Here is a 23,213-nt window from a genome sequence, read left to right as displayed (position 1 = left end):
CCTCAGTCATGTCACTTCCCAGCTTCATTTGCATTGGCGCCCAAAAGGCGGGGACAACTTGGCTGTATGAGATTTTGTCTCAAAATCCCGGAATATGGTTGCCCCCGCTCAAGGAAGTTCATTTCTTCGACCGAATGGGTGAAGCAGAGAGCGCCAAGGAAAAGCGCAGAGAACACATTCTCAAGCGAGCCCAGCGTCTCGAAAAGAACGGCGGAATCAAGGGATCGGAAGGTGCGGACGAGGCCCGGTTCCTGCGAAATCTGGTGGGCCAGGATGTCGGCACGGAGCAATGGTACCGAAAGATGTTCTCTCATCCTGATGCCACCGGCCGCGTCAGTGGCGAAATCACGCCCGCTTATCTGACATTGCCAGAAGACAAGATCGCCTATGCCAAGTCCCTGCTGCCCGACGCCAAATTCGTCCTGATCGTCCGGGAGCCGCTTGCCCGCGCGCTGTCGCAGATAAAGATGGAAGCGCTCCGATCGGGTGAAGCGCTAGACGATCCGGCATGGCAGCAACTGATCAGGCGGATAAAAAAGACTGACCGTGGAAACTACAGCGAGTTCATTCCCCGCTGGCAGCGCCTCCTCGCCCCGGAGCAGCTTCTCGTGCTCCCTTTTTCGTTGATAAAGACAGATCCGGCAGGGATGATCCGCACTATCGAGACTTTCATAGGCGCTCCAGCCTACGACAACTACAAGCAATTGACCGAGACCGTGCACCAGACGAAGCCGGTGGCCGTACCGGATTGGGTTTCTGAACGACTCGCAGCCTTGATGGAGCCTCAGAAACAGTATCTGATCGACACGTTCGGATTGGAGTTCTACGAAAAGACCGGTTAAGCGCAACGGCCCATGGCTCAGCCGCCGATGAACTCGATTTGCGGAAAGCGGGCGGCTATAGCCCTGAGATCGCGCTCATACGCCACCTTCATTTCCGCGATCACGTCTGCGGGCAACGGACTGAAAGCCTTGTAAGTATCGCCTTTCGGCAAAGCGCGCGAAATCGGCCCTATCAGGCCCTTCAGTTCGTGATGGGTCAGAATCTCACTTAACGTCTCAAATACCTGCAGGGCCTTTTCGGAGAAAGATTCACGGACCGGTCCTTCGGGAGCCACCAGAAAACTCGCGTCCTGCCCCAGCATTGCCTTGAAGACCTCTGGCTCAATGGTGCGGAATTTCGAAAAATCCCAAACGCAAATCCGCGCGTTCGGAAAAACTTCGACAACATCCGAAATCAACCCCATCCAGGTGAACTTCGACTTCTTGTACAGCGCGTGGTACTCGGAAAAGTGAAAGAATTCGCGGTGCCGTAGATACTCGCTATACATCGAAACGATCAGGGACGAGTACTCGCGAAGTCCAACAAAAATCTCGGGCGTGTCGATATCGAGCAATTTGGCGAACTTGCGCATCCGTCCCTTGGCGCCAGCGTAATAGACGCCGGATTTAACCAGGTCGCTCGGCATGCCCGGGATATTCTCCTCCGAGATCAGCACATCCTGTGTCTTGATATCCGACTTGAGCTCCGCGATGAACTTGGCGTTTGCCCGGTCTTTATCCTGCAGGTAGCAGCTGACGTTCTTGCGGAAGCTGTCCAGCGGGTCGTAGCGGATACCTCGCGCGGCAAGCGCATCAACATTGACGGCGAGTTTCTTCTGCATATAGGTCGTGGCTGTCTTGTGCGCGCCAATATGCAAAACCGTCCTTGGCATCCGAATCCCTTTCAAAGCAGTCGTTTCGATCGTTGAATTGGCTCTAATATGGGTGGCGGCTCTAAGCAACATCCAGAGGCGATCAGTATCCCGTAAGGGTGCGCTTGAAGCGCACCCAAAGAGAAGATTTCTTCTTCGGAACGGGGCGAGGATGGAGTTTGCGATCGAGGAGCGAAGCGCCGCCGAAGGAAGAGAAGATCACAGAATCCAATGCCTCCGGAGACGGAATTCGCCCGCTGTCAACGCTGCCCAGCGAACCCAAATCGAGCTGCCGCCAGTAGCGGAATAAACTCACGGCACGCGTCGATCGTATCGTAAAATGGCCAGCCCGGGCCGGCTCGGAGCGCCCTGCAACACTCACCTGGATCCGGTCCTCGCCCGCCGCCTTTCCAAACCGGAAAACGTCTGCCCCTTCTACTTGCCGTTCCGACATGGTTCCGCCCACCTCAGGGCAAATGAGGATAGCGGAGGCGCGCCCTCTCTTCGCCAGATTGGCCAGTTCACGTGCATCCGGAATTGCGCGGCACTTGACCACCTCGTATTCGCGGGCCAGCGGCAACAATTGTCGCACCGTCTCCAGATCACGGCGGTTGCGAACCAGAACGATCCATTTATCCTTTGCCTGCAAATCAGCCAGCGGCAGCGGCATCGTACCGCGCTTCTCAAAGCCCGCCATCAGTTTGCGCAGATGGCGGAAGTTGGAACGCGGCCGGAAGTATCCTTTTTCAGGCCTCCGCGGATGCCAGAGATGAACGAGATAGAGGCCGCGGATGAAGGCATCGAGGCCATAAAGGGCAAAAAACGGTCGAAAACCCCAGTAGCTGCGGACGCCATTGTCCCTGTAGTCCCGTAAATAGTCGTTGGGACGCGGACCTTTCGGTGCAAGCGCGGACAGCCGATGCAAGAGATCGTAGTCCTCGCCCCCGTGCCCGGAAAACCGCGTGTCGTGCCCCCCCAAAGACAGGTAGTGATGCCTGTTGACCACCATGGCCGAGCTGCCGAAAGCCGTGAACTGGATACCGGGGTCATCTCGTTCCAAGCTTTCGAGGGTGACGGCGTCAAGAAATAGCTGGCCTGTCGAAAGCCTCGACCTCCAGCGACCGGTCCCCTCCTCCGTCAGAAACAGCACCGGCACGCAAAAGAAATCGAACAGATTGGTCGCGATGTCGCGACGCTCGACCTCCGCATGGATCTGGCGATACATCTCGACGGTACCAGAAAAGTCGATGTCGTTGAACATCACGACGCGTCCGCGCGCCATCTGGACGCCGTAGTCCCGGCTCTGGCCGATCGAAAAAATGGCTGCTGGCGAAGGGTGGCGCACCACCCGGATCCCTTCGGCTTCCAAACCACAAAGCGGACCTGCAAACGCCTCGTCCGTGCCATAGTCGGAGATGACGATCTCATAGAGGTCGCGAGGAACCGTCGCACAGATTCGTCGAAGCCGCGCTTCGCCCTCGAAGGTACCCGCAGTCAGTCTAAGCGGGATGATCAGGGAAATCTTTTCCATGGAATACGGGTAGCGGTTCCTGTTCAGAGTTGATCGTAGCGGCTTCCGCTACGAGGTTTCCATGCCACGCATGCGAGGGCCAATGCAACACCGCGCCAATGCCGTCACCATTCCAAAACTATAAATCAGAGGCTGTCACGCAAGCGGGCCGATTGTTAAATTGCGTTAAATCAACGTGTTCTAAACCATATTGTTGGCACAATGGAAATATAATAGATTGCACCGCGGTTCCGGGCATCGTGCGGCAGTAGCTGGATCGGTGACCAACAATCGGTTCCGGACGTAATCCGACCGGGAGGGAAGAATGAAACATTGCGGGGCACCATAGAAACTCGTATCCGCCGCAGTATTTTCGACCTTCTACCCGATCTTCACCCGTTCCGACTCGATAGCGTCAACTGGATTTTAATATGACTGTTTTGGAAACAACTCGCACCGGCGAACCTGAAGTCAACGAGCCAATCAAATTCCCGGGAACCAAGGACGAACGACGTGAAGAACGTTTGCGCCGGCGGTTGGAGCGCAAGAACTCCGCAGAGACGGATTCCACAGCAGAAGCGCTGAGCGTGCGTGCATTTCAAAACCGCAAACGGGCGCAAGAGACCGAGGCGCCTCAGGAAGAAACTCCGGTTGGGCGGGGCCGAGGGCTACGTCGCAAAAAGCAGCGTGCGGAAGCAGAGGCAGCCGAAGCTGCAGCCGCTATCGCACCGCTAGCTCCGATGAAAATCACGAATCGGCTGTCCTGGACCGCCGTATCGTTTCTGCTGATGGTGTTGATCCCGGCTGCAATCTGCGGGTTTTATTACACCTTCATCGCCAGCCCCCAATATCAGGTCGAGACGCAATTCTCCGTCCGGGGCTCCAGCCAGTCGTCCATGTCGAGCTTTGGCCTCTCTGGTCTGTTTGGAAGCTCCGTGCAATCTGGCGATTCCTACATTGTCGCGAGCTATGTTCAATCTCTGCAGCTTATTCGCGACGTTCAAAGCCAACTCGGTATCGACTTGCGCAAGTATTACTCGCGGGACAATGTTGACTGGCTCTACCGGATAGAACCGAACATGCCTCTCGAAAAGTTCACGGAATACTGGCGTGACATGACAGAGGTTAGCTTCAACTCTACGACCGGCAATACTACGCTCTACATCTACGCTTTCTCCGCTGACGACACCAAAGCCATCGCCGATGCGGTGCTCAAGGTCTCTGAAAAGCTCGTCAACGACCTTTCGGAGAAGAACCGCCAGCAGATGACGATCATGGCATCCAAGCAGGTCGATCGCGCCGAGGACCGGCTGCGGAAAGTCCGGGAAGGCATCCGTGAGCTGCGGACGAAGGAAAAGACGATCGACATCAGCACGATCAGCGCGACTGAAACGCAGCTTACCCAATCGCTCGAAAATCAACTGCAGAACCTAAAAACCCGCCGCAGCGCCCTGCTGCAGAGTGTTTCGGCAGACTCTCCGTCCGCCCGGATGCTGCATAAGCAGATCACCGCAGCCGAAGAGGCGCTCGCCTCCCAGAAAGACAAGCTTGGAGACCCAACGGTCGACGCCAAACACGCCAAGCCCGGAGACGACAGAAATGTTGCCGAAATCCTCAACAAGTTCGAGGAACTGACTGTCGAGCAGGGCTTTGCGACCCAGGCCTACACGACCGCGCTAGCCGCATTCGAAACCGCACTGGCGGAGGCGCAGAAGCAGGAACGCTACTTTGCGACCTTCATCGCACCGACCCGGCCGGAAATCGCGCTTTATCCGATGCGCCTTCTCGATACGTTTATCGCGTTGCTGGTTTTCCTGGCCGTGTGGATGCTTAGCCAGTTCCTCTACCGCTCGTTCCGCGACCACGCGATCTAAGATGAACGCACATAGATGCTGAAACCAGCGCGCGGAAACTGCCGACAGGAGATATAATGGCGACGACCGAAAACGACATGCGGCGCATGTCGGCCGGCAGCGACGCCCTGCGGGGTGCTGCAACGAACCTCAGAGTCATCGTTGCGCTGATTTTCCGCGAAGCGGCGATGCGCTTTGGGTCGAGTCCATTCTCTTATGTCTGGACGCTGGTGGAGCCGGCGATCCTGATCAGTCTTCTGCTGTTTGCCCGTATCTACATCAAGAATGTCAATCCGGCGTTCGGCGAAAGTTCGATTCTGTTCCTGCTCACCGGGATCGTGGCGCTGCGCGCAACGCGCAACATCATCAACAAAGGCGGCAGGGCCATAATGTCAAACAGTGCGCTCTTCGATTTCGGCGCCGTCAAGCCACCGGATGTGGTGATTGCCCGGACCACCGTGGAGTTCACAATCTGGGTCCTTATCCTGGCGTGCTTCTTCACAGCCGTCAGCCGTATCATGGGTCAGGAGGTCATCACCGACTTCCAGGGCTTCGTCATCTCCTTGCTGCTGATATTCTACTTCTGCATCGCCATGGCCATGTTCAACGCCACGGTCGGGGCGCTCGTCCCCATCTGGCGCAGCATCTGGAAGATGATGTCGATGCCGCTCGTGATCACCTCGGGCATCTTGTTCGTGCCGGCACAGATGCCACCTGAAATCCTCAACATCATCATATGGAATCCTTTCCTGCATTGCGTCGAGGCGCTCAGGTCGCACTCCTACCTCGACTATCTCTCGGTCTACGACCCGGAATATTTGCTTGGCTTCACAACAGTGGTTTTCCTGTTTTCGCTGTCGATTGAACGACTGTTCCGAAACGAAATCATCCGCTCCAAGGCCGACGACGACGACGAGGACGAAATTTGATTACCTTCGAGAACACCGGAAAAGCCTATCGCAACCGCAAAGGCGAAATCAGCTGGGTGCTAAGAAATATCAATCGCACGTTTGCCGACGAGGTAAGTAGCGGCATTTTGGTTCCGGAAGGCCAGGGGAAAACGACTTTCATCAATCTGGCTTCCGGCAACATATCACCCAGCGAGGGTCGGATCTTCCGCAACGGCGGCATATCCTGGCCCTACACGTTCAAAGGCAACATTTCCAACAAGCTGACCGGCAAGCAGAACCTCCGGTTTCTGACGGATGTCTATGGTCGCAACTTCGACGAAGCCTATGAATTCGTGCAGCAGTTTTCCGAACTTGGGCGTTATCTGGACCAACCGATGCGGCAATATAATTTCGAGATGCGCTCGCGTCTCTCGATCAGCGCGTTGTTTTCCATGGGCTTCGACCGGATCCTGGTGGACGAAGGTATGGAAGGCGGCGATTCCGCGTTTCGTCGACGCTGCGTGCAGCATCTGGAAGAGAACCGCGACAGAGTCAAATTCCTGATCGCCTCCTCCAAGCCCGAAATAATCACCAAATACTGCCAGGAAGCAGGCGTGCTCAATAACGGCAAACTGACCTTCTATGAAGATATGGCCGAGGCCGTCTCCGTGTTCAACAAGGTCAACCGGATCTTCGCCTGACCCGCCTGCACTCTTGCGTTTCTGACTGAGGGGCGGACGAATTCAGCGCATTAATCGCTTTTTTTCAACGACTTACAGCACGTCGACAAAGACAGATATTTTTTTCGAGTTTTGGCTTGTGGAATTAAAGAAGCTGGTCTATATCACCCTCGCTTGAGTTCGGAGTGTAGCGCAGCCTGGTAGCGCACCTCGTTCGGGACGAGGGGGTCGGATGTTCGAATCATCTCACTCCGACCAAGCTTAAATCCCGATACCCCCCAACATTTCAGAGTAGACGTACAGCGCACGCTGGCGCCGCCTGTCGATGGCCAATGCGCGGTCGTGCGCCTCGTATTACCGAAATTCACACTTCACTAAATTTCTAACCATTACTTTTCGCAGACATAAATTCTCCCCTGCCATGCTCCGGCAACAAACCAACATGTTGGGTGGAGAAAGCGCGTGTCTCAACGTCGCGAAAAATGGCCGGGTGAATGGTCAGGCAATGCCGATGGCTGGAACGCGCAGTCTTGGGCTTGGGCACTCGACTTACATCGTCCGGGCGCTACCAGGATTTTCCAAGACGAATTTGTCTTCAACATGCGGTCCGACGCACTATCCGCGACGCATGGCTTTCACGATGACCGAGGCGCCCTCTCCCCGTATGGCGGCGACCGACAGGGCGCGCATCTGTCTGCCAGCATCGACGGCGGACAGCACGACACCGACCTCCTCGACCTGGTGACCGCCACACACCAAAGCTTACGCGCGCCGGAAGATCATCACGCCGCTCGCCACGACCGGACCAGCCATCACAAGCCCGATGACGGCATCCCGATGGACGCGCCCGCCTTTGCGGCGGCAAAGATGCACAATCCCGCCCGCAGCGCCGGCCTGATCGAACAATCCGGCAAGATCGGCATCGGCACATGGGATTTCGATGCCAACGGCACCGCCCAGGAAGATCTCGGCAGGTTCAATTTTGGCTGGTACTACAACTGGCAGCCATCGCCCCTCTGGTCGCCGACCGCCACGGGCAGGCTTGCCGCTGACGACAGTTTTGTCCCGATGATCTGGGGTGCCGATGACGTAAACAGGGCAGACCTGCGTAGCGCCAAAAATTCATCGTCGAACTACCTGCTCGGCTTCAACGAACCGGACAACCACAGCCAATCCGACATGACGGTCGCCGAGGCTCTGAAGCTCTGGCCCAAGCTGATGGCGACCGGCAAGTTGCTTGGCTCCCCGGCAACGACCCAGGACGAGACGCTGGGCGCGACGTCGTGGCTTGGCAAGTTCATGAGCAAGGCGGAGGCTAGGGGATACGATGTCGATTTCGTCACCGTTCACTACTATTCGGATGACGGCAACCTCGGCGACTTCAAGAACTTTCTGCGCGACGTCTACAAAGAGTATCACAAACCGATCTGGGTGACCGAATGGGCGCTGATTGACTGGGAAAATCCGGACCGCTATTCGGCAAGGGAGGCTGCAAAGTTTGCCGAAGCCGCCACGCAAATGCTTGATGACCTCAGTTTCGTCAAGCGGCATGCCTGGTTTGGAGCCTATGAAGGCGGTGATGGCTGGAACGTCAATACCGAACTGCTTGACAGCAACGGGCATATGACGGCCGTTGGCAACACTTTTGTCGACCTGGCCATTTAGAACTGACTGGAACCTGCTCTTGCCGGCGATGTGGCATGTAAAAGGATTGCATGCTCGGCAGATTTGCAGTTCCCGACAAAAAAGCCCGGCTAAGCCAGGCTTTTACAGACAATGCATGGGATTGTTCAGCAACAGCCGCAATCCTGTTTACCTACATTCTCGGTACGCATTGCGACCTGTGACCGAACCCACTCGGTGAACAGATGTATGGCCCCTTGCCGTAATAGCCGACCACAGACGCGCTCTGTTGCAGGTCCACGTCAACATTGTCGGTTTCGGCCGTAGCGAGTTGCGTCTGGGTGGTCTGCATGCGCCCCACGGTCGCAACCTTGTTGTTCAATGAGTTTGCACCCACAACAGGGGAACCAGCCTTGGCTTCCGGCTGCAAGGAGCAGGATGCCAGCACAGCGACAAGCCCGATCGCCGCTGCAACCTTCACTCCACGCCCAATATCGAAGGAATACGTGCAGCACTCTGCCGCGGCGGTTTTAAACGAATGCATCACGATCCTCATAAAAGCAGTCAACATCAGGATTGGCCGCCCGATTACCGCTCATATTATCCTAGCCATTCATTAACAAGGGCTTCATTAGAGATCCTTCGGAGGTGAGCATGTCGCCTGTTCACAAAAAGAGTCTCATTGTTGCTCCAAATCCGTACGGCAAGGCTTTGCGTGTAAACATAAGTGCCCGGAAAGCGCAATATTTTGATACTAACGACGAATTTTATTCCCAATTTCGCACTAATTTGAAACAGAATATCACCGAAGCTTCACCAACGTGCAACTGGCTGTTGCTCAAAGCAAGTAATACTTTGCAATCTTCAGTAATGTATGAATGCAATTTTTTGTTGATTTTTACCTGCCACTAAAGAATCTTTTATATCAAAAGGTTAAAAATGATTTACCGCTTTGACAGCCTCAGATTTATACTGCATAGTGAATTTAATGTATAGGTAACTATAACTACTTAATCGGGCCGATTTACCTGCCTGACCATTTCAAGTTTATTTTTCACGCAAATGCCAGACCGCTCACTCAGACCATGTTTTGAGAGTGGAAAAGTATTGCCATGAGTTCATGTGTTCATATTTGAGAATGCGCAGTCAAGACTTTGGTTAGTGTATCCATGTAGGAGGCGTATTCATGACGAATACAGGCAGCGTTAATTCCAGTAAAATTGGAAATGTCATTGATTTTCCCAAAGTAAATATTGATAAGCCACTAAAAGTACTTGTCGCCGGCGGCGCCGGTTTCCTCGGTTCACATCTTTGTGAGAGATTGTTGGAACTGGGCCACGAAGTTATCTGCATCGACAATCTCTCGACCGGCAGAATTGACAATGTCCGGCACCTTCTCGACCTGGAAGGCTTCACATTCCGCAAACACGACATTCGTAATCCGTTGCATCAGAAGGTTGATGCGATCTACAATTTTGCCAGCCCCGCTTCGCCGCCGGCCTATCAGGCCGACCCGATCGGCACATTGATGACAAACATCATGGGCACGAAGAACCTTCTGGATCTGGCGCGCCGACGCAATGCAATCATTATTCAGGCATCGACCTCCGAGGTCTATGGCGACCCCCTGATCTCGCCGCAGAAGGAAGACTATCTCGGCAATGTCAGCACCACTGGTCCCCGCGCCTGTTACGACGAAGGCAAGCGTTGCGCTGAAACGCTCTATTTCGACTATGCGCGCCTCTACGGCGTCAAGATAAAGGTCGCAAGGATCTTTAACACATACGGTCCGCGCATGCGGCTGGATGATGGACGGGTCGTGTCCAACTTCATGGTCCAGGCGCTCAGCAATGCACCCATCACGATCTACGGAACGGGCCTTCAGACGCGTTCCTTCTGTTATGTCGACGACCTGATCGGCGGCTTCCTGAAGTTCCTGTCGACGGCACCCGACGTGACGGGGCCGATCAATCTGGGCAACCCTACGGAATTGACGATGATCGACCTCGCCGAGAGGATCATCCGGTTGACCGGTTCCAAGTCCGAAATCGTGCATATGCCACCGGCCGTGGACGACCCCCAGCAACGCCGGCCTGATATCAGCCGCGCCGCTGCCATGCTCGATTGGCGCCCTTCAATCGACATCGAAACGGGGCTTTCGGCGACTGCAGCCTACTTCGGCAGCGCGTTGAGCCGCGCGGCGACCGGGAACTGAGGGCGGTCACATGGACAATATTCTCGTCACCGGTGGCGCCGGCTATATCGGCAGCCACACCTGCAAACAGCTCTACAAGGCGGGCTACATGCCCGTCGTCTACGACAATCTCGCCACCGGCCATGAAGACAATGTCCGGTGGGGGCCGCTGGTCCATGGAGACATTCGCGACCGCGACCAGCTTCGCCATGCGATAAAGCGCTGGCAGCCGCAGTGCGTCATTCACTTTGCGGCATCGGCCTATGTCGGCGAATCCACGGTGGATCCCCGCAAGTACTACAACAACAACGTCGCCGGTAGTCTGGCGCTTCTGGACACCTGCGTGGATACAAATCTCCGCAATGTCGTGTTCTCGAGCAGCTGCGCCACCTATGGCATTCCTTCGAAACTTCCCATCACCGAAGACAGTCCGCTAGCGCCGATCAATCCATACGGGCGCACCAAGCTGATCGGCGAGATGATGTTGCAGGACTATGTCGATGCCTACAGGATGCGCTATGTCGCGCTCCGCTATTTCAACGCTGCCGGCGCCGATCTAGACGGCGAACTGCGGGAAAAGCACGACCCGGAAACCCATCTCATTCCTCGGGCGCTGATGGCTGCCGCAGGCCGCATCGATATGCTCAAGGTTTTCGGCGACGACTATGAGACCCCCGACGGCACCTGCATCCGTGACTACATCCATGTCATGGATCTGGCCCAAGCCCATGTTTCGGCAGTGGAACACCTGCTCGACGGAGGCAAGAACATGGTCGCAAATCTTGGCTCCGGCCAAGGCGCCTCGGTCAAGCAGATCATCGACACGATCGAGCGGCTGACGCATCGCCGCGTGCCGGTGCAGTGCGAACCGCGCCGGGCGGGCGACCCACCTGCCCTTTATTCCGATGTGCATACAGCGACGTCCGAATTGAAATTCATGCCGCGGTTCTCGGATCTCGAGACGATCATCAGGACCGCCGCCCCGACTTTCGGGCTGGAGGTCGCCCATGAACTCGTGGCATGACAACCCACCCCTGAGCGGCGCCGTGCCGTCAAGGCCCTTGCCGGGCGAGGTCGAGGTTGGAGCCAGCCTCGTCCCGGTGTTTTGCGGCAGCAGACGGCTCGCTTATATGGCGGGCGTCGGCTGCTGGCTGGGCGCGCTGGCCTGGTTCTGGGTCTGGTGGTTCCAGCCGGGCCACGCAGAGGGGATCGTCTGGTACGTGGTCCTGAGCGCCATCATGGCCTGGATAACCCTGTTGCCCGGCTATTTCATCTACATGTTTTCGGGCAGCACGGCACCAAAGCCAGTGGCCCACCAGATCGTGCCCGGACGTATCGCCATGGTTGTCACCAAGGCGCCGTCCGAGCCGTTCCATATCGTCCGCAAGACGCTTGGCGCCATGCTGGATCAGATCGATTACGATTTCGACGTCTGGCTCGCCGACGAGGCGCCGGATGCTCAAACCATCGCTTGGTGCCAGCGCAACGGCGTCTATATCTCCTCCCGCCAGGGTGTCGAGGACTATCACCGCAAGGCCTGGCCACGCCGCACACGTTGCAAGGAAGGCAATCTCGCCTATTTCTACGATCATTATGGCTACGAGCGCTACGACTTCGTTGCGCAGTTCGATGCCGACCATGTACCCGAGATCACCTATCTCAGGGAAATCATGCGCCCATTCGCCGATTCCGAAGTCGGCTATGTTTCGGCCCCCAGCATCTGCGATTCCAATGCCGATGAAAGCTGGTCGGCGCGTGGCAGGCTGCAGGCGGAAGCCAGCATGCACGGTTGCCTGCAGATCGGCTACAACAACGGCTGGGCGCCGCTCTGCATCGGTTCACACTATGCTGTCCGCACTGCAGCCCTGAAGGCGGTCGGCGGACTGGGACCGGAACTCGCCGAAGACCATTCCACCACGCTGATCATGAATGCCGGTGGATGGAAGGGCGTGCATGCGGTCGCCGCAATCGCGCACGGCGAAGGTCCCGGCACATTCGCCGACCTCGCTGTGCAGGAGTTTCAGTGGTCGCGAAGCCTGGTCATGATCCTGCTGCGCTATTCCGGGGATTACATTCCCCGTCTCAGCGGCAAGCTGCGGTTCCAGTTCATCTTCTCCCAGCTCTGGTATCCACTGTTTTCGACGTTTATGGCGCTGATGTTCCTGCTGCCGATCATTGCGCTGACGACCGGTCGCAACTTCGTCAACATCGAATATCCGGACTTTCTGGTCCACATCGTACCCTTGTCGCTGGTGCTCGTCGCCCTTGCCTTCTACTGGCGCTCGACCGGCACGTTCCGGCCGCACGATGCCAAAATCCTCGGCTGGGAAGCAACGGTCTTTCTACTGGCCCGCTGGCCGTGGTCGTTCTTCGGTTCGTTGTTTGCTGTCCGGGACGTGCTGGCCGGCTCGTTCGTGGATTTCCGCATCACGCCGAAGGGAAACAAGGTGAGCGCCTTTCCGCCCATCCGAGTCCTGGCGCCCTACATCGTGCTTTCGGGGACCTCCGCCGCGGCGGCACTGCTGGTCTCCGATCCCGGATCAGCCCAGGGCTATTACCTGTTCGCAATCCTCAACTCTGCCGTCTATTTCGCGGTTCTGGCCGTGATCATCATCAAGCACGCCAGCGAAAACGGGCTGTCTTACTTTTCTCGGGCGAATGCCGGTGGATACGCGGCAGCAACAATGGCGCTCTGTCTCAGCCTCACCGGAACCGCAGTTTATGCACGCGGCCTGTCCGGGCTCGAGGCTGTCGCTCATGGCCAGGATGTCGTCACTTTCACCGAAACGCGCTTTGCCGTTGCCGGCGCTGGACAGGGCGGTTCACGTGTCAAGCTCACCCACTTCAAGATCAAATGGCATGGTCTACATTGACAGAAGGAAACGGGAATGAACAAGTTTGCTAAGGCATGCATGCTGGTCGTCACCGCCGTGGGCATAACGGCCGCGACCCTTCCGCCGCTCGCCATCGCCCAACCCAGCAGGATCCTTCCGCGCAACACAGTGCCGATGACCGCGATGGAGTTGAAGAAGCTCTATGGCGACAGGACGTGGCAGTGGGACGCAGGCGGCGGACGCTTCATCAACAAGGATCGACGCTTCATAGCGTGGTCCGAAAAAGATGGTACGCCGACCGTCGCTGAAGGCCACTGGCAGATCAGCGACAAAGGACGCCTGTGCCTCGTCGCCGTCTGGGCTACCAAGCAGGATCAGGCACCAAACAGAACATGTTTCGCACATGTCCGCGACCGCGGAACCATTTACCAGCGGCGCGAGCCGGCGGGACAATGGTACGTCTTCAAGACATACAAGCCGCAGCCGACGGATGAGTACAAGAAACTCGTGAGGGAAGACACAATCTCGCCGAATGTCGCTAAGCTCAAGGAGAGCTTCTGAGCATTCGGCAACCCCAAAGGAGGGTGCCATGAGACATAGATTTACGACAGCAGCAGCAGCTGGAGCCCTGTTCGTGATGCCGATTTCCGGTTTCATCGCGGGCACCGCGGCATGGCCGGCGCAGGCGGAGCAGAAGACCTGCAAACGGCTGCCTGACGGCGACAAACGCCCGGTCGTTCACACCAATGCGACCAAGTTCGGCGCCTACGATCCGCACGGCGACTTCAGCGCCCAGAAGGACGTCGCCACCGAAGCGCTGTTCCTGCCATGGGAGGATGTCGAGCTCGGAACCCTGCAGGTGGCAGACAACTACGCCCACGAACGAAACCGCAAGCTGCTGATCAGCATAGAGCCATGGTCATGGAACGAGGACTGGCGGCTGAGCTCCGACCAGTTACGCCGCAAGGTGCTGGCCGGCGACTACGACGCCAACATCAAGGCGATCTCGGCGATCATCAAGACGATGAAGAGCCCCGTTATCATTCGCTGGGGCCAGGAAATGGAAGACAAGACCGGCCGCTTCTCTTGGTCGGACTGGCCGGCGCAGGACTACATCACCGCCTACAAGCGGGTCGTGGACCAGTTCCGCGCCGACACGCCGAGCGTACAGGTCATGTGGTCCCCGAAGGGGCTTGATGGTCTGGAGAAGTACTATCCCGGCGACAGTTATGTCGACATCGTCGGTCTGTCGGTATTTGGTCTCGAAGCCTATGACGACAAGGCATATGGCGGGCCGAAAACCTTCGCTGAAGCACTGGAACCCGGCTACAAGCGCGTCTCGCACTACGGCAAGCCGATCTGGGTGGCCGAACTGGGATATGAGGGCTGCAGCGACTACCTTCAGTCATGGATGGAAGCGGCCACCGCGAAGAACGACAAGTTCCCCGCGCTCAAGGAAGTCGTCTATTTCAACGACCGCGACGTTCATCCCTGGCCATTCGACCTCGGCAAGCCGAACTGGCGCGTGCGGGACGATACGACCACCAACTGAACCGGCAACAAACAAAAAGAGGGCGGGAACCCCGGGGTTCCCGCCCTCTGGCATTGATCAGATCCGCTGAGATCAGGCGGCAACCGACACGGCGGTCGGCACTTCCGAGATCGTCTTCAGGATCTGCGATGCGATCTGGTATGGGTCGCCCTGGGAATTCGGGCGGCGGTCTTCCAGGTACCCCTTGTAGTCGTTCTTGACGAAGGAATGCGGAACGCGGATCGAAGCGCCACGGTCGGCCACGCCCCAGGAGAACTTGTTCCAGGGTGCAGTTTCATGCTTGCCGGTCAGACGCAGGTGATTGTCCGGGCCGTAGACGGCGATGTGATCCATCAGGTTCTTTTCGAACTGAGCCATCAGCGCTTCGAAATAGGCCTTGCCGCCGACTTCGCGCATGAACTTGGTCGAGAAGTTGGCATGCATGCCCGAACCGTTCCAGTCGGTGTCGCCGAGCGGCTTGCAATGGTACTCGATGTCGATGCCGTATTTCTCGGTCAGGCGCTGCAGGAGGTAGCGCGCCATCCAGATTTCGTCGGCGGCCTTCTTGGAACCCTTGCCGAAAATCTGGAATTCCCACTGGCCCTTGGCCACTTCGGCATTGATGCCTTCATGGTTGATGCCGGCAGCGAGGCAAAGGTCGAGATGCTCTTCCACGATCTGGCGGGCAATATCGCCGACAGCGGCATAACCGACGCCGGTGTAGTATGGGCCCTGCGGAGCGGGAAAGCCCTGCTCGGGGAAACCGAGCGGCCGGCCGTTCTTGTAGAAGAAGTACTCCTGCTCGAAGCCGAACCAGGTGCCTTCATCATCGAGTACGGTGGCGCGGGTGTTGGAAACATGCGGCGTGACGCCATCGGGCATCATCACTTCGCACATGACAAGCACGCCGTTGGTGCGGGCCGGATCCGTATAGATGGCGACGGGCTTGAGCACGCAATCCGAGCTGCGGCCTTCGGCCTGCTTGGTCGAAGAGCCATCGAAGCCCCAGAGCGGCAGTTGCTCGAGCGTCGGGAAGGATGCGAATTCCTTGATCTGGGTTTTCCCGCGGAGATTAGGCGCCGGGGCATATCCATCGAGCCAAATGTACTCGAGCTTGTATTTGGTCATTGCGAACCTCTGATAAGTTACAGTGCGAGGCAGGAAAAAGATCCCAGGACGCCACCCTGTCGAACCGAGGTCCAACGAGGCGGCTTGCATCCTGATATGCAGGAGCCGTGCCAAGTCGGGGCCTTGCGGCATTCCATCCACAGGAATCACTTCGCAGCGCAGCATGAAAATATGCGACAGGCTGCCGCACCCGCTTCCTGATTTTTCTGGTTTTCCAGCACCTTGCGAGCCGCTTGCCTAAAGCCTGAGCGTACCGAAAAGTACACTTCAGACATCAGGGCAAACAGGAGGTTAAGTGCCTCGTTTCACACCAATTTCAGGATATCAGCGATTTCCCGCCGGAGAACAATCTTTCCTGCCGATTGCGACTGCTCGACCGACGGACCAGGAAAAGCGTCCATGCTGCACATTTTTTAGCCAGAATGGATTTTTTTTAGTCAGGTCACGCATTTCTAATGTGCCTGTGCTATGATCGGAATGTGCAATCCAGTTCCCACGGGAGAGGGAGTGAGGTCGGAATGACTACAGGTGTAAACAGGCCCTCCGCAACGATCTACCAATTTCCCGTTGGCGGACGAGCCACGCTGGCGCTTGGCAAGGCTGCCGAAAAAGGCCCGACGGCTCCGATCGAGCCGGTCATTTATGAAAGCGCCTGGTATCACGAGGAAGCCATCAAGGAGTCCGACCCAAAGCGTCCGCAGTGAGCGGTCGCTGCCGAGACTGGCTTGTCAGGCTGATGTTGATTGAATTTCAAAGGGCCTGATTTCGGCCAGTCGATGTGAGGCGCTACATTGCCTCGCCATTGGCGCACCGGATTCCCGAGGGCGATGCTCAAGGCCTTGGCGCTCATCACACCAAACTTTCCGGTACAATCATTCAAAGATGATCACCGCATTCTGTGCGGCGAGGCGCGCGGACGCGCCCCGCCAATTCTCGTTCAGGCCTTGCCGCGCGTGGCGTCGAGGCTGAGCGGACCTGCGCCTGCGAAGACGAGGTAGAGGAAGAAGAAGCAATAAAGGATCGCGGCGTCGCCACCATTCAGAACCGGGAAGAAGTTCTGCGGCGCGTGCGCGATGAAATAGGCAAACGCGCACATGCCGGAAGCAACGAAGGCGGCCGGACGGGTGAAGAGGCCGATTGCGATCAGCGCGCCGAAGACCAGTTCGATGACGCCGGCAATCCACGGCAAGCTACCGGCCGGAGGATTCATATCCGAAGCGGGGAACCCGAGGAGCTTGGCAGTGCCATGCGCCAGAAAGATCAGGCCGGCAACGATCCGGACGATGCTGAGGATGTGCGGCGAGTAAGGGCTCAACCGGTCGAAAACGTTCATGACTTCTCCATGGGTCAGGTGGTGTTAGGATGCGAATCCTATGGCAGAATGTCGCAGGCCTGTCAGTTCAACCCGACATCACGATTGCGTGAAAGCTTCCTTTTGCAGTCATATTTTAACCAGCAGGGCATGAAGGACGAAAGTGGTTGGCTGAACCGACCCCCAGGCCGCCCTTCGACACGGGCAAAAAACGCTACCCCTTCGCTGCAGTGTCGATCTGAACGATCACTGACATGCCTGGAGCCAAGCGCTCGGCGACGGTCTGGCCCGGGTCGATAGCAATGCGGACCGGCAAGCGCTGGGCGATCTTGGTGAAATTGCCGGTGGCATTGTCGGCCTTCAGCACCGAGAATTCGCTGCCGGCAGCTGGCGAGAAGCTTTCGATCCTTCCCGTGAACCTCTCGTGGTTCAGCGCATCGACCGTGAAGGTGACCTTCTGGCCGACTTTCATGCCGGCAAGCTGGGTTTCCTTGAAGTTGGCCGCAACCCAGATCTTTTCCGGCACGACCGCCATCAACTGCGTGCCAGCGGTGACATAGGCGCCGACGCGGGCACCGACCTCGCCAAGACGTCCATCCGCAGGTGCGACGATGGTGGTGTTGCTCAGATCGATCTCGGCCAGCTGCAGGGCGGCCTCGGCACCATCGACGGCCGCCTCGTGGCTCTGGCGCGAAACCTCGATCGAAGCGAGATCCTGCTCGGCGACCTCAACATTCGCCTGGGCTTGCGCCAGCGATGCACGTGCCTGCTCCAGGGTGCTGGCAGCCTGCTCGAAGGAGCTCGTGGCGACGATGCCGCGCTGGGCGAGTGACTGGTTGCGGTCGAAATTGGCTTGCGCCGTTTTCAATGTCGTTGCCGCACCTTCGACGCCCGCCTTGGCCGCATTCAGGCGTGCCCGACCGGACATGCGCTTTTGTTCGAGCGCCGCGACCTGCGCCTTGTTCGAGTGGAGCGTTGCTTCGGCCTGCTTGACTTTCTGGCGATAGATGCGGTCATCGATCCTGACAAGCACGTCACCCTTGCTGACCTTGTCATAATCCTTGACCGGCACGTCGGCGATGTAGCCGGCGAGCTGCGGAGCGACGATCGTCAGTTGCCCCTTCACATAGGCATTCTCGGTCGTCTCGACCGTGCCGTGAAAGGGCGGCAGCTGCCAGGCATAGAGAACGAGGGCGACGCCGGCGATACCAACGAGGATGGCAAGCGCGGTTGCTGTGTGGCGAACAAAACTGGACATTTCAATTACCTGATACTCAAGATTGCGCTGCGGTCGCGGGGTTGGGCTGAAGGCGCGCCTTCAGCGCGTCATACAGAACGTGGATCAGCAGTGCCGCGAGCGCGGCGACACAGATGATGAACGTCAGATAGTAGAGATCGTTGTAGGCGAGGATGTTGGCCTCCCGAGTCGCGAGCTGGCCGAGCAGCTGGACGCCTTCGGCGTTCTGCAGCGCCTTGTCGGTCAGCACCCTTCCATAGGCGCCGCCGAGCTGGCTCACGCGGCTTGCGACCAACGGGTCGGTAAACGGAAGCTGTTCCACGAGATAGCTCGAATGAAACTTCTCTCGCAACGTCACGAACGAGCCGAGCAGCGCTGATCCCAGCAGTCCGCCCAGACTTTGGGTAAACAGGAAGATGACGATGAAGCTGAGAATGTAGTTGGGACCGTTCTTCAGCGCCGACATCAGGCCGAGCCTGAGCGCTGGCGGCAGGAAGAAGGCCCCGCCTGCCGCGATCAGCATCTGGCTCACGATCATCTGGTCGGGCCGTGTCAGGTTGGTCGCGAATGCATCCATGTAGGAGCCGGCAGCGATCAGCACCAGCGCAATAATATGCAGCAGGGGCTCCCTACCCGGCTGCATCAGGAAGGCACAGCCGAGCCCTGCAATGATCGACACGGCGAGCACGGCAACCCACATCCATTGCGCGGTCTCGGGAGCCAAGCCGAGAACCTGAGAAAAACCGGTCGATCCTGAGGTCTGGGCGGTCAGGGCGACGCGGAAGATCAGCAGCACCCCGGTGAGATGCAGGATTTCGCGCGACGTGATCCAGCGGATATCGAGCAGCGGCGATTTGCGGTTCAGCTCGATGACGGCCGCGGCGGTGAGCGCCACGATCGAGGCAACCAGCAACTCGCCCAGCCAGGGCGCTTCCGTCCACCAGTAGAGACGGCCGAGTGTCAGCACGATCGCAAGGCAGCCAAATCCCGCACCGATGAAGAGATAACTGACGATATCCATCACGCCGATAACCTTGGCACGCGGCATCGGCGTCAGCTTGACGAGATAGACGAAAGCAAAGGCAATCAGGGCCAGCGCGACTTCGAACATGTACATCGCGTGCCAGCCGCCGATATCGAGCAGCGTCGGCGAAAGGATGCGGGCGAGCGGCGCGGCAATGGCTATATTGGCGAGCGAGGCGCACAGGCCCCAGTTCATCTTCCTGGCGAGCGGAAAAGCTTCCAGCATGTAGAGGAAGCCGAGCGAAGACATCGGCGAAGCGGCGGCCCCGGCGAAGAAGCGCAGCACCAGCGCGGTATTGAAGTCATCGACGAAGAGGTGGACAATCGAAATCGCCACGAACACCAGAATGCCGATTTCGGCGAAGCTGCGCAAACCGTACTGGTTGCGCACCTTGACCATGATCAGCGAGAGGCTTGCGTTGGGCACCATGTAGGCGGCGAGCAACCATGTCGCCTCGTTGGTGGTGGCGCCGAAAGAGCCCTGGATCTGCAGAATGTTGGCGGCGATGAAATTCATCCCCAGGCCTTGAGAGAGGCTGAGGAAGACAGCTGCAAGAATGCAGACAACCGAGCGCGACAGGGGGATGGGCGCCGGCGCTGCGGCAGGTGCAGGCTTGGCCGGCTCCGGAACAGATTCGGCATCGGATACGGGCTGATCGATGGCCGCCCCGCCAGCAACGGGCAAAGCCGCGCCCGGATGCGCGGCTTCATCGACCTCGGGCGTTGCCGCCTGGTCTTCCGGTTCAGTCGAGGCCTTGAGGACCGTGCCGCTCACTGAAGCAACTCCAGATTCCGGTTCATCTGGGCGATGACCCGGAGCACAACCTGCAGATCATCGGGCGCGATGTCGCCCTGGATGGCCGCCCGGAAATGCTCGACGATTCCCTCTACCTCGGCGGCCTGCCGGATGCCTTCCTCGGTCAGCACGATCTGCTTTGCGCGACGGTCGGTCGCGACTGCGAGGCGCTCGATGCAGCCCTGCGCTTCCAGATTGTCGAGCACACGCACCAGCGTCGGACCCTCGATTTCGAGTTCATGGGCCAGCGTGCGCTGCGTGGCCCCGGCATTGGAATTTGCCAGAAGACGAAGAATCCGGGCCCGCGCCAAGGTCAGTCCCTTTTCCTTGACATGATTGTCGAACAATGTCCGCGCCTTGCGGGTAACATTGTTCATTTCCTCGAATAGCGACGGCGGGGCTGACACTTAATAAGATCCTATATAGTTAGGCAGCTATCATATAATTGACATCAAGCGAAATAGGAAGCCCCCTATCGATTTTTTGAGATACTCAAATCCAGCGGCCCGTCATGCACTGAGCCTCGTGGGCGCCCGCATCCCCAAGCAACATCGCCGGCTGGGGATAAATGACTTTTTCGCGGACTGGTTAATTCGTCGGCATTGGCGACTTAAAACGTTTCAATTTTGCGGTTCCCGATGGTCTATGCAGAGAACCTTACATACAATCGATTTAAACTACTGGCGGCTCTGGCAGTATGGAATGGGATTGGATTTATCGTGGGTCCGGAATGTCGAAATGGGTGCTAAGGTAACCTTGACTTTCCCTGCCCTGCACTGCACCTAGACCCAGACCTAAATATTTTTAGGAAGTTTAAAGCCTTTTCAAATCGTCGTGAGCGCGAAAAAAGGCCTTGAAGTTCGCACTGTCGCTGGCACTATCTATCGAAGGAGGATTTTTCGTGGCACGCATTACCCTAAGACAGCTGCTGGACCACGCTGCTGAATACAGCTATGGCGTTCCGGCTTTCAACATCAACAACATGGAGCAGGGTCTGTCGATCCTCGAAGCGGCGGCGGCAACCCGTTCACCGGTGATCCTGCAGGCGAGCCGCGGTGCCCGCGCCTATGCCAACGATGTGGTACTTGCCAAGCTGATCGACGCGCTGGTCGAAGTCCATCCGGACATTCCGATCTGTATGCATCTCGACCACGGCAACAACGAAGCCACCTGTGCTACCGCCATGCAGCACGGTTTTACCTCCGTGATGATGGACGGCTCACTGAAGGAAGACGGCAAGACCCCGGCCGACTACGCCTACAATGCCGGCATCACCCGCCGGGTGGTCGACATGGCCCATTGGGGCGGCGTCTCGGTCGAAGGCGAAATCGGCGTGCTTGGCTCGCTGGAATCCGGTGAAGGCGAGCAGGAAGACGGCCACGGCGCCGAAGGCGTGCTGAGCCACGACCAGTTGCTGACCGATCCGGAGCAGGCAGCCCAGTTCGTCCGCGACACCCAGGTCGATGCCTTGGCCGTCGCCATGGGCACCAGCCACGGCGCCTACAAGTTCTCGCGCAAGCCAGACGGCGACGTGCTGGCCATGAACGTCATCGAGGAAATCCACCGCCGCCTGCCGGATACCCATCTGGTCATGCACGGCTCGTCCTCGGTGCCGGTAGAACTTCAGGAAATCATCAACAAGTTCGGCGGCCAGATGAAGCCGACCTGGGGCGTACCGGTCGAGGAAATCCAGCGCGGCATCAAGCATGGCGTGCGCAAGATTAACATCGACACCGACAACCGCATGGCGATGACCGGCGCGATCCGCAAGGTTCTGACAGAAAACCCGTCGGAATTCGATCCGCGCAAGTATCTCGCACCGGCCATGGCGGCGATGAAGAAGCTGTGCATCGAGCGCTTCGAAGCCTTCGGTACCGCCGGCAACGCCGACAAGATCAAGATCGTTTCGCTGACCGAGATGGCCAAGCGCTACAAGTCCGGCAGCCTGGCGCCGAAGATTTCCTGACATCGGCTCGCTTGCCCCTCATCCGGCTGCCGCCACCTTCTCCCCGTAAGGACGGGGAGAAGGTGCTCGCGGCGAACTCGGAGCAGATTCCCACTCCCCGTTCTTACGGGGAGAGGTTTGGAGCAATCCGATTGCTCCGGGGTGAGGGGCACCCCTCGACCAAGCCTCAGTGCTTCGTCATTGCCGCAAACACCACGTCATAACCTGGCCGCCGAAAGTGGCCGAAATCGTCGGCATAGTTTTCGCAGCGGCTGCCTGTCGCAACCTCGGCGCCGGCCGCAGCCACTTCCACAGCATCCCCATACCGGCCGCATGTCATTTCCGAGGCATCGACCTCGAAATAGTGCATGAACGGATATTGCCCGCTCCAGTTTCGGATCTCGGCATTGACCGACAGCCGGTCGGCATCCCGGAAGCGGAAGTCGGCGCCACGTGGCGGAATGCCCATTATATCCACCCTCGCTGCCGGCCATTTTGCATGCGCCGCCGTGACGACAGTCTTGATGCCCGCGGCGATGGCGCAGGCCGGCAGATAGTCATGCGTCAGATTGTTGGTGCCGATGAGAACGAGCAGCCGCTTGGGCGCAACCGATGGCGCGTCAATTCTCTCGAGCTGCCAGAGCACTGTCTGGGTCTCGGCCCCGCCGACACCGATGTTCCAGACGCTTTCGGACTTGAACTGCCTGATGACAACGTCCTTCGGCCAGAATTCCACTAGCGAATCCCCGATGAGTATCGTGTCTGCCCGGGCGGGTACCTTCGCCAACAGCAATGCGGCCTTCTCCAGCCCATGCGGATACTGGTACGGCACCGGCGAAGTTGCGACCTCTACAGCATAGGCGTTGCATTCCCCTGCCTGCAGGTCGGCCGCACCAAGCAATGAAAATGCCACGGCCAGCATGATTGCCAAGACCAATCCCGCCCCCCTGAAATTTGCACTCCG

The 23,213-nt window shown here is 57.9% G+C and carries 21 protein-coding genes and 1 tRNA gene; 13 read left to right on the top strand and 9 right to left on the bottom strand.

What is annotated here, in order from left to right:
* Positions 1 to 8: 8 nt before the first annotated feature.
* Complete coding sequence (locus tag JJB09_RS02970; protein ID WP_201652895.1) at positions 9 to 842, top strand: sulfotransferase family protein; 834 nt, start codon at positions 9 to 11, stop codon at positions 840 to 842.
* Positions 843 to 859: 17 nt separating this feature from the next.
* On the opposite strand, the gene JJB09_RS02965 is transcribed toward JJB09_RS02970, so the two are convergent.
* Both JJB09_RS02965 and JJB09_RS02960 read right to left on the bottom strand, forming a co-directional pair.
* Positions 860 to 1,714 (bottom strand): hypothetical protein, encoded by an 855-nt coding sequence (locus JJB09_RS02965; protein ID WP_201652894.1) that lies wholly within the window; start codon positions 1,712 to 1,714, stop codon positions 860 to 862.
* Between the two features lie 82 nt (positions 1,715 to 1,796).
* Positions 1,797 to 3,224, bottom strand: a complete 1,428-nt coding sequence (locus JJB09_RS02960; protein ID WP_201652891.1) for a galactosyltransferase-related protein — start codon at positions 3,222 to 3,224, stop codon at positions 1,797 to 1,799.
* 719 nt (positions 3,225 to 3,943) lie between these two features.
* Between JJB09_RS02960 and JJB09_RS02955 the strand changes: the two genes are divergently transcribed.
* The 5 genes from JJB09_RS02955 to JJB09_RS02935 all read left to right on the top strand — a co-directional run bounded on the left by JJB09_RS02955 (position 3,944) and on the right by JJB09_RS02935 (position 8,291).
* Positions 3,944 to 5,077, top strand: coding sequence for a KpsE/RkpR family capsule polysaccharide export protein (locus tag JJB09_RS02955; protein WP_201652888.1), 1,134 nt, complete (start codon positions 3,944 to 3,946; stop codon positions 5,075 to 5,077).
* Positions 5,078 to 5,133: 56 nt separating this feature from the next.
* Entirely contained in the window at positions 5,134 to 5,985 is an 852-nt protein-coding gene (locus JJB09_RS02950) for an ABC transporter permease (protein ID WP_201652885.1), read from the top strand.
* Entirely contained in the window at positions 5,982 to 6,647 is a 666-nt protein-coding gene (locus tag JJB09_RS02945; RefSeq protein WP_201652882.1) for a P-loop NTPase family protein, read from the top strand. The genes JJB09_RS02950 and JJB09_RS02945 overlap by 4 nt, the downstream gene beginning before the upstream one ends.
* A 160-nt stretch (positions 6,648 to 6,807) precedes the next feature.
* A tRNA-Pro gene (locus JJB09_RS02940) sits at positions 6,808 to 6,884 on the top strand.
* A 204-nt stretch (positions 6,885 to 7,088) separates the two neighbouring features.
* A complete protein-coding gene (locus JJB09_RS02935; RefSeq protein ID WP_201652879.1) occupies positions 7,089 to 8,291 on the top strand; it encodes a glycosyl hydrolase in 1,203 nt (400 codons plus the stop codon).
* A gap of 151 nt (positions 8,292 to 8,442) precedes the next feature.
* Here JJB09_RS02935 and JJB09_RS02930 read toward each other — a convergent pair whose 3' ends face one another.
* Entirely contained in the window at positions 8,443 to 8,793 is a 351-nt protein-coding gene (locus JJB09_RS02930; RefSeq protein ID WP_201652876.1) for a hypothetical protein, read from the bottom strand.
* A 642-nt stretch (positions 8,794 to 9,435) separates the two neighbouring features.
* Here JJB09_RS02930 and JJB09_RS02925 point away from each other — a divergent pair.
* The 5 genes from JJB09_RS02925 (at position 9,436) to JJB09_RS02905 (ending at position 14,829) form a co-directional block, all read left to right on the top strand.
* Positions 9,436 to 10,464 carry a UDP-glucuronic acid decarboxylase family protein gene (locus JJB09_RS02925; protein WP_201652873.1) on the top strand — a complete coding sequence of 343 codons (1,029 nt, stop codon included), beginning with the start codon at positions 9,436 to 9,438 and terminating at the stop codon, positions 10,462 to 10,464.
* Positions 10,465 to 10,474: 10 nt separating this feature from the next.
* Entirely contained in the window at positions 10,475 to 11,467 is a 993-nt protein-coding gene (gene galE, locus JJB09_RS02920; protein ID WP_201652870.1) for a UDP-glucose 4-epimerase GalE, read from the top strand.
* The gene (locus JJB09_RS02915) at positions 11,451 to 13,316 is read left to right on the top strand and encodes a glycosyltransferase family 2 protein (RefSeq protein WP_201652867.1); all 1,866 of its coding nucleotides are present in this window, start codon (positions 11,451 to 11,453) and stop codon (positions 13,314 to 13,316) included. The genes galE and JJB09_RS02915 overlap by 17 nt, the downstream gene beginning before the upstream one ends.
* Positions 13,317 to 13,331: 15 nt before the next feature.
* Complete coding sequence (locus JJB09_RS02910) at positions 13,332 to 13,838, top strand: DUF995 domain-containing protein (protein WP_201652864.1); 507 nt, start codon at positions 13,332 to 13,334, stop codon at positions 13,836 to 13,838.
* Between the two features lie 76 nt (positions 13,839 to 13,914).
* Positions 13,915 to 14,829, top strand: a complete 915-nt coding sequence (locus JJB09_RS02905; protein WP_425523681.1) for a glycoside hydrolase family 26 protein — start codon at positions 13,915 to 13,917, stop codon at positions 14,827 to 14,829.
* 72 nt (positions 14,830 to 14,901) lie between these two features.
* Here JJB09_RS02905 and JJB09_RS02900 read toward each other — a convergent pair whose 3' ends face one another.
* Positions 14,902 to 15,936, bottom strand: a complete 1,035-nt coding sequence (locus tag JJB09_RS02900; RefSeq protein ID WP_201652858.1) for a glutamine synthetase beta-grasp domain-containing protein — start codon at positions 15,934 to 15,936, stop codon at positions 14,902 to 14,904.
* A 518-nt stretch (positions 15,937 to 16,454) separates the two neighbouring features.
* Between JJB09_RS02900 and JJB09_RS02895 the strand changes: the two genes are divergently transcribed.
* On the top strand, positions 16,455 to 16,640 hold the full coding sequence (locus tag JJB09_RS02895) for a DUF2735 domain-containing protein (RefSeq protein ID WP_201652855.1): 186 nt from the start codon (positions 16,455 to 16,457) through the stop codon (positions 16,638 to 16,640).
* A 233-nt stretch (positions 16,641 to 16,873) separates the two neighbouring features.
* On the opposite strand, the gene JJB09_RS02890 is transcribed toward JJB09_RS02895, so the two are convergent.
* The 4 genes from JJB09_RS02890 to JJB09_RS02875 all read right to left on the bottom strand — a co-directional run bounded on the left by JJB09_RS02890 (position 16,874) and on the right by JJB09_RS02875 (position 20,711).
* The gene (locus tag JJB09_RS02890) at positions 16,874 to 17,269 is read right to left on the bottom strand and encodes a DoxX family protein (protein WP_201652852.1); all 396 of its coding nucleotides are present in this window, start codon (positions 17,267 to 17,269) and stop codon (positions 16,874 to 16,876) included.
* 193 nt (positions 17,270 to 17,462) lie between these two features.
* Positions 17,463 to 18,506 carry an HlyD family secretion protein gene (locus JJB09_RS02885; RefSeq protein ID WP_201652849.1) on the bottom strand — a complete coding sequence of 348 codons (1,044 nt, stop codon included), beginning with the start codon at positions 18,504 to 18,506 and terminating at the stop codon, positions 17,463 to 17,465.
* Positions 18,507 to 18,522: 16 nt separating this feature from the next.
* Positions 18,523 to 20,169: an MFS transporter gene (locus tag JJB09_RS02880; RefSeq protein WP_201654123.1), complete on the bottom strand. Its 1,647-nt coding sequence runs from the start codon at positions 20,167 to 20,169 to the stop codon at positions 18,523 to 18,525.
* 110 nt (positions 20,170 to 20,279) lie between these two features.
* Positions 20,280 to 20,711, bottom strand: a complete 432-nt coding sequence (locus tag JJB09_RS02875) for a MarR family winged helix-turn-helix transcriptional regulator (RefSeq protein WP_343228976.1) — start codon at positions 20,709 to 20,711, stop codon at positions 20,280 to 20,282.
* Positions 20,712 to 21,205: 494 nt separating this feature from the next.
* On the opposite strand from JJB09_RS02875, the gene fba reads away from it, so the two are divergent.
* Positions 21,206 to 22,270, top strand: coding sequence for a class II fructose-bisphosphate aldolase (gene fba / locus JJB09_RS02870; protein ID WP_201652846.1), 1,065 nt, complete (start codon positions 21,206 to 21,208; stop codon positions 22,268 to 22,270).
* Between the two features lie 166 nt (positions 22,271 to 22,436).
* On the opposite strand, the gene JJB09_RS02865 is transcribed toward fba, so the two are convergent.
* The gene (locus tag JJB09_RS02865; protein WP_201652843.1) at positions 22,437 to 23,186 is read right to left on the bottom strand and encodes a GDSL-type esterase/lipase family protein; all 750 of its coding nucleotides are present in this window, start codon (positions 23,184 to 23,186) and stop codon (positions 22,437 to 22,439) included.
* Between the last annotated feature and the right edge of the window lie 27 nt (positions 23,187 to 23,213).

It is taken from the genome of Phytoamicus setariae (genome assembly GCF_016722925.1).
Taxonomy (GTDB): Bacteria; Pseudomonadota; Alphaproteobacteria; order Rhizobiales; family Rhizobiaceae; genus Rhizobium_E; species Rhizobium_E setariae.
The sequence above is the reverse complement of the archived record's forward strand: the minus strand, read 5'-3'. Positions and strand labels throughout refer to the sequence as shown.

What these genes read in the sequence shown, in the direction of transcription:
- JJB09_RS02970 (WP_201652895.1), top strand. Translation starts at nt 9, where the DNA reads ATGTCACTTCCCAGCTTCATTTGCATTGGCGCCCAAAAGGCGGGGACA.
- JJB09_RS02965 (WP_201652894.1), bottom strand. Translation starts at nt 1,714, where the DNA reads ATGCCAAGGACGGTTTTGCATATTGGCGCGCACAAGACAGCCACGACC.
- JJB09_RS02960 (WP_201652891.1), bottom strand. Translation starts at nt 3,224, where the DNA reads ATGGAAAAGATTTCCCTGATCATCCCGCTTAGACTGACTGCGGGTACC.
- JJB09_RS02955 (WP_201652888.1), top strand. Translation starts at nt 3,944, where the DNA reads ATGAAAATCACGAATCGGCTGTCCTGGACCGCCGTATCGTTTCTGCTG.
- JJB09_RS02950 (WP_201652885.1), top strand. Translation starts at nt 5,134, where the DNA reads ATGGCGACGACCGAAAACGACATGCGGCGCATGTCGGCCGGCAGCGAC.
- JJB09_RS02930 (WP_201652876.1), bottom strand. Translation starts at nt 8,793, where the DNA reads ATGCATTCGTTTAAAACCGCCGCGGCAGAGTGCTGCACGTATTCCTTC.
- JJB09_RS02925 (WP_201652873.1), top strand. Translation starts at nt 9,436, where the DNA reads ATGACGAATACAGGCAGCGTTAATTCCAGTAAAATTGGAAATGTCATT.
- galE (WP_201652870.1), top strand. Translation starts at nt 10,475, where the DNA reads ATGGACAATATTCTCGTCACCGGTGGCGCCGGCTATATCGGCAGCCAC.
- JJB09_RS02915 (WP_201652867.1), top strand. Translation starts at nt 11,451, where the DNA reads ATGAACTCGTGGCATGACAACCCACCCCTGAGCGGCGCCGTGCCGTCA.
- JJB09_RS02910 (WP_201652864.1), top strand. Translation starts at nt 13,332, where the DNA reads ATGAACAAGTTTGCTAAGGCATGCATGCTGGTCGTCACCGCCGTGGGC.
- JJB09_RS02905 (WP_425523681.1), top strand. Translation starts at nt 13,915, where the DNA reads ATGCCGATTTCCGGTTTCATCGCGGGCACCGCGGCATGGCCGGCGCAG.
- JJB09_RS02900 (WP_201652858.1), bottom strand. Translation starts at nt 15,936, where the DNA reads ATGACCAAATACAAGCTCGAGTACATTTGGCTCGATGGATATGCCCCG.
- JJB09_RS02895 (WP_201652855.1), top strand. Translation starts at nt 16,455, where the DNA reads ATGACTACAGGTGTAAACAGGCCCTCCGCAACGATCTACCAATTTCCC.
- JJB09_RS02890 (WP_201652852.1), bottom strand. Translation starts at nt 17,269, where the DNA reads ATGAACGTTTTCGACCGGTTGAGCCCTTACTCGCCGCACATCCTCAGC.
- JJB09_RS02885 (WP_201652849.1), bottom strand. Translation starts at nt 18,506, where the DNA reads ATGTCCAGTTTTGTTCGCCACACAGCAACCGCGCTTGCCATCCTCGTT.